This window comes from Streptomyces sp. NPDC002690 (assembly GCF_053592415.1).
The window spans coordinates 1-12,599 of record NZ_JBSFVR010000213.1 but is presented as its reverse complement, the minus strand read 5'-3'; the positions used below and the strand labels follow the sequence as shown (position 1 = coordinate 12,599).

The window sequence follows — 12,599 nt, the reverse complement described above, 5'->3', positions numbered from 1 at the left end:
CCGCCCTCTCGCTCGCCGCCGGTCCCGCCGCGGCCCGCGAGAGGGCGGCGAGGGCCAGCAGGGAAACCGCGGCGGCGGGCCCCCTGTGGACGAGGCGCGCGAGGCGGCGGGGTCCCGGTGCGCGGCGTACGGATACGGGCAGGGCGGCGGGGCGGGGTCTCGGGTCACGGCGCACGGTGCGCCTCCTTCTCGGTGGGGGCGGGGAAGGACTCCCGGGCGTGGATACGCCCGGGAGGGTGGTGCCAAAGGGGAGGGCCGGTGGTGTTGGTGGTTCCGGGGGACGACGGACGCGGACATCGGCGGCCGGGCCGTCGGCCGGGACCCGGGACCGTGCCTCCTGCGGGCCCCGGGCGCACCCGGCCGACGGCCTGGTGACGACATGACACGTGACCGCCACGGTGGTGCGGCCCGGGGCGTCGCGCAAGCCATTCGTTCCTGGTCGAAGGAGGCCCTCGCACTCTTGCGGCCGGGGCGGGGCCCCGCTACCTTCCGCATCCCCTGACATGCATGCGTCAGATCCGCAATGCGCGTAGAGTTCCGCCCGGGCGGGTGCCGCCGAACGCCCGCGACCGCCGGGGGTGCGCCGTGCTACGGGTGGAGTTCACGCACCAGGAGCTGTCCCGCCTGCGTCTCGCCCCCGACGTGGACCCGCTCTGGGAAACGGCACTGAGCCTGCATCTGCTCCAGAACCGTCAGGCGCCCCTCGCCTTCGGGGCGTGGCGCCGCGAGGTGGCCGAGGCCCTGCGGAGATCCGGGCTCGCCCCCGCGACCCGCGCCCTGTTCCGGCTCTGCCCGGACCGCTCGTACTTCCCCGACTTCCTGACACCCGGTCGCGGGGACACCGATCTCGACGCCGGCCTCGAACGGCTGCTCTCCACCCCCCGGAACCGCCTCCGCACCGAACTCACCCGGCTGTACACGCGCACCGGCGGGCCCGTTCCGGCAGCCGTACGCCCCCTGGCCGACGGCTGCCCCCAGGCCCTGCACCACCTCGCCGCCACCCTGCGCGCCTACCACCGGGTGGCTGTCGCGCCCTACCTCGGCCCGATCCGCGAGCAGGCGGCGGCCGACCGGACCGCCCGCGCGGAAGCCGTCCTCACCCATGGCGCGGAGGGCCTCCTCATCCGGTACGACGAGCTGCCCGGCTGGCACTACCAGGACCGCGAACTGCGCGCCCCGTATCCACAGGACCGCGACCTGGTCCTACGGGGAAGGGCGTTGACACTCCTGCCGGCCTTCTTCTGCGTCCGCTCCCCGGTCACCCTGGTGGACGAGGAGCTGCCCCCGGTCCTCGTCCACCCACTCTCCCCCGCACCCGGCTGGCTCGAACGCCGGCACCACGGCGGCGACGCCCCGGCGGCGCAGCTCATCGGAGCCTCCCGCGCCGAACTGCTGCGGATCCTGGACCGACCGATGACCACGATGGACCTCGCCGCGGCGCTCCGGCTCGCCCCGTCGACCGCCAGCAGGCACGCCACCGTGCTGCGGGAGGCGGGCTTGCTCCTTTCGCAGCGCCAGGGGGTACGAGTGCTCCACCACCGGACCCGGCTCGGCCGTGCGGTCCTGGAGGGAGCGCTGCGGTGAGACCGTCCGGGGCCGCCCGCCCCGGACGGCGCCCGCCACCGCCCGATCGGCGACGCCACCCCTGTGACCTGCGGAACAATCGGGGCGGGATGCCGGTACGGCGCGACCGTGCCGACATCTGCCCGTAACAGGGCGGCCAGTACAGTTACGAGAATGGTGACCCTCAGGCAGCAGATCATCGCCGACCTCGGCGTCAGGACGGCAGTGGAACCGAAGGTGGAGATCCGGCAACGGATCGACTTCCTCAAGGACTACCTGCGGTCGACCCCGGCCAAGGGCTATGTGCTCGGGATCAGCGGCGGGCAGGACAGCACGCTGACCGGCAAGTTGTGCCAGCTCGCGGCCGAGGAGCTGCGGGCCGAGGGGCACGAGGCCACTTTCCTCGCGGTGCGGCTGCCGTACGGCGTGCAGGCCGACGAGCACGACGCGCAGATCGCGCTGGAGTTCATCCGGCCGGACCGGTCGGTCGCGGTGAACGTCAAGCCGGGCGCGGACACCGTGGCCGGGGAGGTCGCACGCGCCCTGGCGGAGCTGTCGGAAGGGGAGCCGGAGCTCCGGGACTTCGTGCGCGGCAACGTCAAGGCCCGTGAGCGCATGGTGATCCAGTACGGGCTCGCCGGACAGCTGGGGCTGCTCGTCGTGGGCACCGACCACGCGGCCGAGGCGGTGACCGGCTTCTTCACGAAGTACGGCGACGGAGGGGTGGACCTCACTCCGCTCACGGGACTGACCAAGCGTCAGGGTGCCGCGCTGCTGAGGGAGTTGGGCGCGCCGAAGAGCACCTGGGAGAAGGTGCCGACGGCGGACCTCGAAGACGGCCGCCCCGCGCTGCCGGACGAGGTCGCGCTCGGTCTGAAGTACTCCGAGATCGACGACTACCTGGAGGGCGCGGAGGTCGCCCCCGGGGTCGCGGCGAGGCTGGAGTCGATCTACCTGGCGTCGCGGCACAAGCGCACCGTCCCGGCCACCCCGCTCGACGACTGGTGGAAGAACTGACCGCAGCGGACACGGTCCGGATCGGCGCGCACGCCTCCGGGACGCGTGCGCGCCGATCGGCGGCGGTCGCCGTCCCCGGCCCTGCGGAACAGCCGCGGGGCCGGGGACGCGCGCCTTCGGTCCGGACGGTCCGGCCCGATCGGGACAGCCGTCAGGCGACGGTCGCCGTGCCGACGACGATCCGGTGGTCCGAGCAGGCCGCGACGCCCGTGCAGGACGTGGAGATGGCGAGTGAGTCCTCGCTGTACGAGCCGGCCAACGCGCTTTCGCGGACGAAGATCAGGTCGATCTTCGCGTTGCCCCCGCACGGCGGTGCCGCGCCGGGGGTGCCGTCCGCCGTCCACTCCCCGTACCCGAGGCAGTTGCCCGCGTCGTTGTCGTCGAGCTCCCGGTACGCGCCGGTGTTGTTGCCGTTGTTCGGCACGTCGAGGCTCGGCGCGTAGAACGGGTTCAGCCGGCCGTAGTGCGGCTGGGCGTTGAAGTCGCCCGAGATCAGGACCGTCTCGCCCGCGGAGTGGTAGGCCTCCAGCTTCTGCCGCACGGCATCCAACTGGGCCACGTTGAACGACTGGTTCGTGGTGATGTGCGTCGTACAGAACCGGATCGCGGGGGTGGCGGCCAGCGGCGCGCACAGCAGGTTGCGCTTCTCGGCCGAGCCGTCGTCCGGCAGCGCGATACGGGCCGCGGTGCCCAGCGGCTGCTTGCTGAACAGCGCGTTGCCGAACTGCTCGCCGTTGCACACCGAGGAGTTGCCCGCCGCGCGGCTCGGTTCGAAGCGCGCGAAGTTCTGCGTGTCCGCGGGCCAGCCCTTGGCGCGCAGCGCGGTCACCAGGGCGTCGTACTGCCCCCTGCACAGTTCGTTGAACCCGGCGAAGTCGGCCGCCCGGTTCACGATGGACGCGGCAGCCTGATCCACCATGCCGTCGGTGGTGGAACCGTCGTGGATGGTGTTCCCCGCCACGTTCCACTGCCACACCGTGTACGTATGAGGCGTCGCCGCCTCCGCCTGTGCCGCCACCCCCGCCGGCGACAGCACCGCGGCCAGTGCTCCCGCGAGCACGAATCGGGTGCCTCGTCGTCGAATGTCGTGAAGTCGCATCGTCAGTCCCCCTCTTTGCGTCCGGCCGCTCGGCGGCCGGACGCCGCACCGCGCCGGCACGGTGGCGATCCTAAAGCGTGTCGCGAGAGTGGCGCCGTCCGCCCGGAGGGCGAGTCCGGCGGCGTCCGGCGCGTGCGACCGCACGGCGGAGAATCGCCCCGGTACCGGCTGTATCGGGGCGACCCCGACCACGCGGCGAGCGAGCGTGCGTGCGTGCGTGCCAGGTGTCGCCGGGCAGGCGGGACTTCCACCTCACGGCCCAGAAGGCTGCCCCCGTCGGAGCGAGGCCGTCCCCGTGGGGAGCGCCCGCGGGGGCTGTTCCATCGTCGCCATCTTGTGACCAGGGGTGATGTTCCCCCACATCTAAGGGCAGGCTAACCTAAGCCACATGAAAGCTGGTGAGAGCACTTCCGGCACGGCGTACGCCCCTTCGGCTGCCGACGTGCCACAGACGCGCGGTCACGGACTGTCCGCGAACGCGGTGACCGTCGCCTACGGCCGGACGGACGTCGTGCACGCGGCGAGCCTCGCCCTGCGCCCCTCCGAGGTGACCGCCCTGGTGGGCCCCAACGGCAGCGGGAAGTCGACTCTGCTGCGTACGCTCGCCCGGCTCCAGAACGCGCGCGGCGGCTCGCTCACCGTGGACGCCGGTACCGAGGAGGCCACCGACGGCTTCTCGCTCGGCGCCCGCGAATTCGCCAAGTGCGTCGCGCTGCTGACGCAGTCCCGGTCCACGCCGGGCGGCCTCAGCGTGCGGGACGTGGTCGAGTTCGGCCGCTACCCGCACCGGGGCCGCTGGGGTCGTCCCGACCCGGACGGAACCGCCGCGGTGGACCGCGCCCTCGCCCTCACCGGTGTCGAGGACCTCGCCGATCGGGGCGTCGAACAGCTCTCCGGCGGGCAGCTCCAGCGTGTGTGGCTGGCGAGCTGCCTGGCGCAGGAGACCGGTGTCCTGCTCCTGGACGAGCCGACCACCTACCTCGACCTCCGCTACCAGGTCGAACTCCTCGACCTGATGCGCGATCTCGCAGACTTCCACGGCATCGCCGTGGGTGTCGTGCTCCACGACCTCGACCAGGCGGCGGCCGTCGCCGACCGGGTCGCTCTCCTCCACGCGGGACGCGTCGTCGCCGACGGCGCGCCCGAAGACGTGTTCACACCGGAGCTGTTGTCCGACGTCTACGGCATCCGTATCGACGTCGACACCGATCCGTCCACGGGCCGGCTGCGCACCCGCGCGATAGGCCGCCACCACTCCAGATCCGAAAGGCTCAGCACCTCCTCATGAAGCGTCACCTCCTCGCCGCGGCCACCGTCGCCGTCGCCGCTCTCTCGCTGACCGCCTGCGGCACCTCGGAGCCGTCCACGGACGACTCCGCCGCCTCCTCCGCGAAGCCGGCCTCGCAGAAGATCACCGTCACCGACTCCACCGGCACCAAGGTGACGCTCGACGGGCCGGCGACCAAGGTCGTCGCCACCGAGTGGAACGTGATCGAGGACCTGGTCACCCTGGGCGTCGCTCCCGTGGGCGTGGCGGACATCAAGGGCTACGCCGCGTGGAACACCGCGGCACCGCTCACCGGCAGCCCGAAGGACATCGGCACCCGCGGCGAGCCGAGCATCGACACGGTCGCGGCCCTCGCCCCCGACCTCGTCGTCGCCACCGACGACCTCTCCCCCGACGTCGTGGCGCAGCTGCGCAAGGTCGCCCCGGTCATCCAGGTGACCTCCGCCGACGGCGCCGACCAGGTCGGCACCATGACCAAGGGTCTCGACCTCATCGCGCAGGCCACCGGCAAGACCGCCGAGGCCGAGACGGTGAAGGACGAGTACGAGGCGAACATCGCCAAGAACAAGAAGGCTCTGGAGGACGCCGGTCTCGGCGGCGCGTCCATCGCCTCCGCCGACGGTTACGTCGACGCCAACCAGGTCTCCGTCCGCGCCTACACCGCCAAGTCCCTGCTGGGCGCGGTCAACGAGCAGCTCGGCCTGAAGAACGCCTGGACCGTGGAGGGTGACAAGGCCTACGGTCTCGCGACCACCGACGTCGAGGGCCTCACCAAGCTCGGTGACGTCCACTTCGCCTACGTCGCCAACGACGTGGACGGCGACGCGTTCGCGGACAACCTGTCGAAGAACGCGGTCTGGAAGTCGCTTCCGTTCGTCAAGGACGGCAATGTGCACCGGCTGCCCGACGGCGTCTGGATGTTCGGTGGCCCCCGCTCCATGGAGGCGTACGCCGACTCCCTCGTCGACGCCCTGACGAAGAAGTAGCGCGCCGTGGCCGTCATCGAGAACACCGCGGTCGGCCGTGACCGCACCGCCGCGGCCACGACGGGCGCGGTCGCGGTGACGGCCGGGCTCGTGCTGCTCGTCCTGGTCCTCGCCGTCGTCGACATCACCCAGGGCACCGCGGACGTCGGCGCGTCCCAGGTCTGGGACGCGATCCTCGGCCGGGCCGACACCGGGGACTCCTCCGTCGTCATCGCGTCCCGGCTGCCGCGCATGGTCGCCGGCATCCTCGTCGGGCTGGCGCTCGGCGCGGCCGGTACCGCCCTCCAGGCGGTCAGCCGCAACGTCCTTGCCGCGCCGGACACCCTGGCGGTGAACGCCGGTTCGTACCTGGCGCTCGGCGTGGTCGCCGTCACCGGCGTCTCGCTGCCGTTCCTCGCCTCCTCCGGTGCCGCGTTCGTCGGCGGCCTCGCCGCCGCGGCCGTGGTGCTCGGGCTCTCCGGGCTCGGCAAGGGAACGGTGCGTCTGGTCCTCGCGGGCAGCGCGCTGATGCTGGGTCTGAACGCGGTGACCGAGGCGCTGCTGCTGCTCTTCCCGCAGAAGACCGAAGGTCTCTACCGGTGGGGGCAGGGCGGCATCGGGCAGAACGGGTTCGACGGGGTCCAGCAGATGCTGCCCGCCGTCGTGGTGGGACTCGTCGGGCTGCTGCTCGTCGCCCGCCGGGTCGACGCGCTCGGCCTGGGCGACGACGCGGCGCGGGGACTGGGCGTGCCCGTACGGGGCACCCGGGTCACCACCGTCGTCCTCGCCACGCTGCTCTCCGCGGCCGCCGTCACGCTCGCCGGGCCGATCGGTTTCGTCGGTCTCTGCGCCCCGGCGCTGGTACGCCCGCTGGCCCGCCGGTACCGCGGGCTCGTACGGTTCCGCGTCGGCATGCCGGTCGCCGGGCTGATGGGCGCCGCGCTGATCCTCGGCGCGGACGTGGTTCTGCGGGCGCTGGTGCCCGCCGACCTCGCCGTGGAGGTGCCCACGGGCGTCGTCACGACCGTGGTCGGCGGTGTCTTCCTCGTCGCGATGGCGCTCCGCACCAAGGACACCGCCTCGGCCGAGGCGCCCGACCGGCTGCGGATTCCCGGCCGCACGGCGTACCTGGTCACGGTGGCGGTCCTCGTCGTGGCCCTGGTGGGCGTGGTCGTCGCGGCGGTACTCGTCGGCGACGCGAAGCTGCTGTTCGGCGACGTCGTGAACTGGGCGCAGGGGAGGTCCGGACGGGTCGTCACCTACGTCCTGGACACCCGGGTCCCCCGCGTGCTGGCGGCCCTCCTCGCGGGCGCGGCGCTGGCCCTGTCCGGCACCCAGGTACAGGCGGTGACCCGCAACCCGCTCGCGGAGCCGGGCATCCTCGGCGTCACCGGCGGCGCGGGTCTGGGCGCCGTACTGGTCGTCACCACGGTGACCGCCGCGAGTTCCTGGGTGATCGCCGGAGCGGCGTTCGCCGGTGCGGCCGTCGCCTCCGGGCTCGTCTTCGGGCTGGCGGCGCGCGGCGGTTTCGGGCAGAACCGGTTGGTCCTGCTGGGCATGGGCGTGTTCGCCACCACCACGGCGCTGATCAGCCTGGTCATCGTGCTCAGCGACCCGTTCGACACGACGCGGGCGCTGACCTGGCTCTCCGGCTCCACCTACGGCCGGAACATGCCCGACGTGCTGCCCGTCGCGGTGGTGCTCGCGGTGGGCCTCGTGTGGTCGGTGGTACGCCGCCGGGAGCTGGATCTCGTCGCGCTCGACGAGAACACCCCGAGGCTCCTGGGGCTGCATCTCACCCGGGCGCGCCTCGGTTTCCTGGTGATATCGGTGCTGCTCGCGGCGAGCGCGGTGGCGGCGGCCGGTCTCATCGGCTTCGTCGGTCTGGTCGCCCCGCACGCGGCGCGTGCGCTGGTCGGCCGGCGGCACGCGCGGGTCGTCCCGGTCGCGGTGCTGCTCGGAGCGGTCCTGGTCTGCCTCGCGGACATGGCGGGCCGCACGGTGATCGCCCCGGCGCAGCTCGGCGCGGGCCTGATGACCGCCGTCATCGGTGCCCCGTACTTCCTCTACCTGCTGGTCCGCACCCGCCGCTGAGCAGCCCGCGTACGCCCCGCCTTCCCGGTCGCACCACTCGGAGAGGGCGGGGTGTCCGTGCGTCCGGGTCTGCCCGGCCTCAGTGGGCGAACTGGCAGATTCCGCGCGGCAGATAGGTGCCGTGCCCGGCGTGTCCGACGTAGGAGTGGTGGTCGATCACGGTGACGCCGCGCGAGATCACGGTCTCCACCCGGCCCGTCAGGCGTTTGCCCTCGTACGCCGAGTAGTCGACGTTCATGTGGTGGGTCGCGGCCGAGATCGTCTGCTCGGCGTGCGGATCGTAGATGACGATGTCGGCGTCGGAGCCGGGGGCGATGGTGCCCTTCTTCGGGTACAGCCCGAACATCCGCGCCGGGGTGGCGCAGGCGATCTCGATCCAGCGGCGCAGCCCGATGTGTCCGTCGACGACGGCCTGATGGAGGAGGTCCATCCGGTTCTCGACGCCCGGCATGCCGTTGGGGATCTTGCTGAAGTCGTCGCGCCCCATCTCCTTCTGTCCCTTGAAGCAGAACGGGCAGTGGTCGGTGGAGACGACCTGGAGGTCGTTGGTCCGCAGCCCGCGCCAGAGCGCCGCTTGGTGCTCCTTCGGTCGCAGCGGGGTGGAGCAGACGTACTTGGCGCCCTCGAAGCCGGGTTCGGCGAGGTTGTCGGTCGACAGGAAGAGGTACTGCGGACAGGTCTCGCCGAACACCGGGTGGCCCTCGTCGCGGGCGCGGGCGATCTCGGCGACGGCCTCCTGGGCCGACACGTGCACGACGTAGAGGGGCGCCCCTGCCACCTGGCTGAGCTTGATCACCCGGTGCGTGGCCTCCGCTTCGAGCAGCGCCTTGCGGACCTCTCCGTGGTAGCGGGGGTCGCGTTCGCCGCGCGCGAGTGCCTGTTCGACGAGGACGTCGATGGCGAGGCCGTTCTCGGCGTGGGTCATCACCAGCCCGCCGTTGGAACCGGCCTGCTGCATGGCCCTCAGGATCTGGCCGTCGTCCGAGAGGAACACCCCGGGGTAGGCGGTGAAGAGCTTGAACGAGGTGACGCCGGCCGAGACGAGCTGGTCCATCTCCTTGAGCGAGGAGGCGTTCACGTCGGACATGATCATGTGGAAGCCGTAGTCGATCGCGCACTTCCCCTCGGCCTTCTCGTGCCAGGCGTCGAGCCCCGCCTTGAGCGAACCGCCCTTGGACTGGATGGCGAAGTCCACGATGGTCGTCGTGCCGCCCCAGGCGGCGGCCAGGGTTCCGGTCTCGAAGGTGTCGGAGGCGTACGTACCGCCGAACGGCATCTCCATGTGGGTGTGGGCGTCCACCCCGCCCGGGATCACGTACTTGCCGGTGGCGTCGATCCTCCGCCCGGTCCAGCCCTCGGCCACGTCGCTGCCGTGGGCGGCGAGCGCGATGACGCGGCCCCCCTCGATCAGCACATCGGCGTGGATCTCGTCGGACGCGGTGACGACGAGACCGCCGTGGATCACGGTGCGGCTCATATGCCTCTCCTCGCTGTGCCGGGCAGGGGGCCCCGGGGTCCGGGGCCCCCGGGGGTGGTGCGGGACGGGAAGCGGTGAGGCTGTCCCGGTGCCTTCAGCCCGCCGCGCGCAGGGCCTCGCCCAGGATCGACGCGCCCTCCTCCGCCTCGGCGACGGACAAGGAGAGCGGTGGAGCGATGCGCAGCACGCTGGTGCTGTGTCCGCCGCCCTTGCCGATGAGCAGTCCGCCCTCGCGCGCCGCCTCCAGGACGGCGGCTGCCGCTCCGGGGTTCGCCCGGTCGGTGCCGGGCTCGACCAGCTCGATCCCGATCATGAGCCCCCGGCCGCGCACCTCGCGTACCGAGGCCACCGGCGCGGCGAGGGCCCGCAGGCGTTCGATGAGCAGTCCGCCGACCCGTCGGGCGTTGCCCTGGAGATCGTGGTCGAGGAGGTAGGTGAGGTTGGCGAGGCCGGCCGCCATGGTGACCGGTGAACCGCCGAACGTGGAGATGGAGTTGGCGTCCAGGCAGTTCATCACCTCGGCGCGGGCCACCACTCCGCCGATGGACATGCCGTTGCCGATGCCCTTGGCGAAGGTGAGGATGTCCGGCGGGCCGTTCTCGGCGTGCGCCTGCCAGCCCCAGAAGTGGTCGCCAGTGCGGCCCCAGCCGGTCTGCACCTCGTCGGAGATCCACAGGACGCCGTGCCGGTCGAGCACCTCGCGGAAGGCCGCGTAGAGGCCGTCCGGCGGCGAGGTGAAACCGCCGACCCCCTGGACCGGCTCGGCGATGAGCGCGGCGGGCCCCCGGGTGTGTCCGAGCAGGTCCTCCAGGTCGCGTACGCAGGCCGCGGTGAACTCGGCGTCGCTCAAATCCGCGTACGGTCCCCGGGTGCGCACCCCGCCGTGCACGTAGAGGGTCTGGAGCGGGGAGAGGGTGGTGGGCGACCAGCTCCGGTTGCCGGTCACGGAGACCGTCGAGAACGATCTGCCGTGGTAGCTGTTGCGCATCGCGAGGATCTGGTTGGACCCCCGGTAGGTGGTGGCGAGCAGCAGGGCCGTGTCGTTGGCCTCGGTGCCGGAAGTGGTGAAGAAGACCCGCGCGTCCGGGATTCCGGAGAGGGTGGCGACGCGTTCGGCGAGGTCCACCAGCGGGCGGTTGAGGTAGAGCGTGGACGAGTGGACGATCCGCCCGGCCTGCTCACTGATCGCCTTGGTGACCTCGGGCAGCGCGTGTGCGGTCATCGTGGTGAGGATGCCGCCGAAGAAGTCCAGATAACGGTTGCCGTCCGCGTCCCAGACATGGCGCCCCTCGCCGTGGGTGATCTCCAGGGGCCGCTCGTAGTAGAGGGTGAGCCAGTCGGGGCTGACGGCGCGGTGACGCGCGAAGAGGCCGGTCACGGCTCCACCAGCCCGTCGTAGGCGTCGGGCCGGCGGTCGCGGTAGAAGGCCCACTGGTTGCGGACCTCCTCGATCAGGTCGAAGTCCAGGTCCCTGACGACGAGTTCCTCCTCCTTGTCGCTGGCGACGTCGCCGACGAACCGGCCGCGCGGGTCGACGAAGTAGCTCGTGCCGTAGAAGTCGTTGTCGCCGTACTCCTCCTGGCCGACCCGGTTGATCGCGGCGATGAAGTACTCGTTGGCGACGGCCGAGGCCGGCTGCTCCAACTGCCAGAGGTAGCTGGAGAGTCCGCGCGAGGTGGCGGACGGGTTGTACACCAACTGCGCACCGTTGAGTCCGAGTTGACGCCACCCCTCGGGGAAGTGCCGGTCGTAGCAGATGTAGACGCCCACCTTGCCGACCGCCGTGTCGAACACGGGCCAGCCGGCGTTGCCGGGCTTGAAGTAGTACTTCTCCCAGAACCCCTTGACCTGCGGGATGTGGTGCTTGCGGTACTTGCCGAGGTACGAACCGTCGGCGTCGATCACCGCCGCGGTGTTGTAGTAGAAGCCCGACTGCTCGATCTCGAAGACCGGCACCACGATGACCATGCCGGTCTCGCGGGCCAGTTCCTGCATCCGGGAGACCGTGGGGCCGTCCGGCACCGGCTCGGCCCAGCGGTAGTGCTCCGGCTCCTGCACCTGGCAGAAGTACGGGGCGTTGAAGACCTCCTGGAACCCGATGATCTTCGCCCCCTGCCGGGCGGCCTCGCGCGCGTGCTCCTCATGCTTGGCGATCATGGATTCGGTGTCGCCGGTCCAGGTCGCCTGGACGAGTGCGGCGCGAACGACGTGGGACATGAGCTGCTCCTTCGACGCGACGTCAGAGCCTCTACGCGTTTTCTACGCGGGTGGACACGGAAGGTAGGAGGAGAACGTAAGCCCCTCCCCACGGCGGGGCAAGACCGTCGCCGTGAACCGGCCGAGTCGATCACATTTCGCACCCGAGCGGTCCATACCCCCGCCCGACACGCCGGAGGCAGCCCGGACGGGCTCCCGGGCCCCTTTCATGACGGACCGTCACACACCTGTCACGCCCGCAACCCGCAGAGCGTGCACGAGGTCCCACTCCCGGGCCGCCGACACCGTGCGGGCCGCCGCGAGCAGTTGCGGCACGAGACGGGCCGGCCCCGCCCCGGCGATGCGCGCGGCGTCCTGCGGGGACCTGACCCGGACGAAGGCGCCCAGCAGTTCCTCCGCCTCGGCCTCGCGGCCCGCGAGGTCCAGTGCGACCGTCGCGTCGGCTATCTCCTCGGCCGGGCGGGAGGCGACCTGCCGCAGGAGTTGCCCGCAGTCCTCCCCGCGCCCGGCTGCCGCGAGGGCGGCTACGGCCGCCGCCAGCCCGGCGGGTGGCAGCGAGGACACCTCCCAGAGCAGGGTGGCCCAGTCGGCTCCGAGACCGGCGAGTCCCAGCGCCACCGCCAGCACCGGCAGTCGCTCGGCGGGCCAGGCCGCCGCCTCGCAGAGCACCGCGTACGCCTCTCCCGTACGCCCCTGCGCACGCATCGCCAGGAGTTGCGCGACCACGTCGGCCGCCGCCCGTACCGCCGCCAGGTCGAAGGGCGGGGCCGGCACCGGCGGTTCGGCTCGGCGCGCTCAGCGATCCTCTGCGGTTGACGATCATCAGGAAGCTCCTGCTGGAGTCGGAGCGGTTCGACCACACCTGCGGCTGGTTCGGCC

Annotated in this window: 9 protein-coding genes and 1 pseudogene; 5 read left to right on the top strand and 5 right to left on the bottom strand. The window is 72.0% G+C overall.

The window, feature by feature from the left end; genetic code table 11:
- Nucleotides 1-549: 549 nt before the first annotated feature.
- A complete protein-coding gene (locus tag ACWD3D_RS23895) occupies nucleotides 550-1,584 on the top strand; it encodes an ArsR/SmtB family transcription factor (protein WP_451462855.1) in 1,035 nt (344 codons plus the stop codon).
- Between the two features lie 153 nt (nucleotides 1,585-1,737).
- A complete protein-coding gene (gene nadE, locus ACWD3D_RS23890) occupies nucleotides 1,738-2,580 on the top strand; it encodes an ammonia-dependent NAD(+) synthetase (protein WP_451462854.1) in 843 nt (280 codons plus the stop codon).
- A 151-nt stretch (nucleotides 2,581-2,731) separates the two neighbouring features.
- Here nadE and ACWD3D_RS23885 read toward each other — a convergent pair whose 3' ends face one another.
- Nucleotides 2,732-3,640, bottom strand: a complete 909-nt coding sequence (locus ACWD3D_RS23885; RefSeq protein ID WP_451462853.1) for an endonuclease/exonuclease/phosphatase family protein — start codon at nucleotides 3,638-3,640, stop codon at nucleotides 2,732-2,734.
- A gap of 427 nt (nucleotides 3,641-4,067) precedes the next feature.
- Here ACWD3D_RS23885 and ACWD3D_RS23880 point away from each other — a divergent pair, with 427 nt between their 5' ends.
- From ACWD3D_RS23880 to ACWD3D_RS23870, 3 genes are read left to right on the top strand one after another with little or no spacing between them, the layout of a single operon-like run.
- Entirely contained in the window at nucleotides 4,068-4,967 is a 900-nt protein-coding gene (locus tag ACWD3D_RS23880; protein ID WP_451462852.1) for an ABC transporter ATP-binding protein, read from the top strand.
- On the top strand, nucleotides 4,964-5,953 hold the full coding sequence (locus ACWD3D_RS23875; protein ID WP_451462851.1) for an ABC transporter substrate-binding protein: 990 nt from the start codon (nucleotides 4,964-4,966) through the stop codon (nucleotides 5,951-5,953). Before ACWD3D_RS23880 ends, ACWD3D_RS23875 begins: the two co-directional genes overlap by 4 nt.
- Before the next feature lie 6 nt (nucleotides 5,954-5,959).
- Nucleotides 5,960-8,026 carry an iron ABC transporter permease gene (locus tag ACWD3D_RS23870; RefSeq protein WP_451462850.1) on the top strand — a complete coding sequence of 689 codons (2,067 nt, stop codon included), beginning with the start codon at nucleotides 5,960-5,962 and terminating at the stop codon, nucleotides 8,024-8,026.
- A 79-nt stretch (nucleotides 8,027-8,105) separates the two neighbouring features.
- On the opposite strand, the gene hydA is transcribed toward ACWD3D_RS23870, so the two are convergent.
- The 4 genes and pseudogenes from hydA to ACWD3D_RS23850 all read right to left on the bottom strand — a co-directional run.
- A complete protein-coding gene (gene hydA, locus ACWD3D_RS23865; RefSeq protein ID WP_451462849.1) occupies nucleotides 8,106-9,503 on the bottom strand; it encodes a dihydropyrimidinase in 1,398 nt (465 codons plus the stop codon).
- A 94-nt stretch (nucleotides 9,504-9,597) separates the two neighbouring features.
- Nucleotides 9,598-10,881: an aspartate aminotransferase family protein gene (locus tag ACWD3D_RS23860; protein ID WP_451462848.1), complete on the bottom strand. Its 1,284-nt coding sequence runs from the start codon at nucleotides 10,879-10,881 to the stop codon at nucleotides 9,598-9,600.
- Nucleotides 10,878-11,720 carry a nitrilase-related carbon-nitrogen hydrolase gene (locus ACWD3D_RS23855; RefSeq protein ID WP_451462847.1) on the bottom strand — a complete coding sequence of 281 codons (843 nt, stop codon included), beginning with the start codon at nucleotides 11,718-11,720 and terminating at the stop codon, nucleotides 10,878-10,880. The genes ACWD3D_RS23860 and ACWD3D_RS23855 overlap by 4 nt, the downstream gene beginning before the upstream one ends.
- 219 nt (nucleotides 11,721-11,939) lie before the next feature.
- Nucleotides 11,940-12,494, bottom strand: a pseudogene (locus ACWD3D_RS23850) (hypothetical protein); the annotation flags it as partial.
- Between the last annotated feature and the right edge of the window lie 105 nt (nucleotides 12,495-12,599).

What these genes read in the sequence shown, in the direction of transcription:
- ACWD3D_RS23875 (WP_451462851.1), top strand. Translation starts at nt 4,964, where the DNA reads ATGAAGCGTCACCTCCTCGCCGCGGCCACCGTCGCCGTCGCCGCTCTC.
- ACWD3D_RS23855 (WP_451462847.1), bottom strand. Translation starts at nt 11,720, where the DNA reads ATGTCCCACGTCGTTCGCGCCGCACTCGTCCAGGCGACCTGGACCGGC.
- hydA (WP_451462849.1), bottom strand. Translation starts at nt 9,503, where the DNA reads ATGAGCCGCACCGTGATCCACGGCGGTCTCGTCGTCACCGCGTCCGAC.
- ACWD3D_RS23880 (WP_451462852.1), top strand. Translation starts at nt 4,068, where the DNA reads ATGAAAGCTGGTGAGAGCACTTCCGGCACGGCGTACGCCCCTTCGGCT.
- nadE (WP_451462854.1), top strand. Translation starts at nt 1,738, where the DNA reads ATGGTGACCCTCAGGCAGCAGATCATCGCCGACCTCGGCGTCAGGACG.